The following is a 375-nucleotide window of genomic DNA, read 5'->3' on the forward strand; positions in this document are numbered from 1 at the left end:
CTAGCACTTTTATCAACAACGGCAGCTGCAGACTGGTCAACAACTATTACAGCAGCATCAGATTACACTTTTAATGGTGTAAGCCAAACAGATAACGATCCTGCATTACAAGCAAGTTTAGATTATGCTTTTGATAATGGCGTGTATGCCGGTGTATGGGCATCAAACGTTGACTTTGGTGACGATACTGATTTTGAACTAGATGGCTATGTTGGTCGCTATGTACAATTAAACGACAAGTTTAGCGTTGACTACGGTATTGCATACTACACATACCAAGGTAATAACAGTGATGGAAATTACCCAGAGGTTTACACTAAATTTGGTTACACAAGTGACTACGGCCAAACAGAGCTTAACTTTTGGTACAGCTGG

Annotated in this window: 1 protein-coding gene; it reads left to right on the forward strand. The window is 40.3% G+C overall.

The features are described 5' to 3' along the window. Positions 1–375 (forward strand): TorF family putative porin (locus tag SB756_RS28460; RefSeq protein ID WP_410912839.1); only part of this gene is annotated, 375 nt, incomplete at both ends.

This window comes from Pseudomonas sp. SIMBA_068 (assembly GCF_046534705.1).
GTDB lineage: Bacteria > Pseudomonadota > Gammaproteobacteria > Pseudomonadales > Pseudomonadaceae > Aquipseudomonas > Aquipseudomonas putida.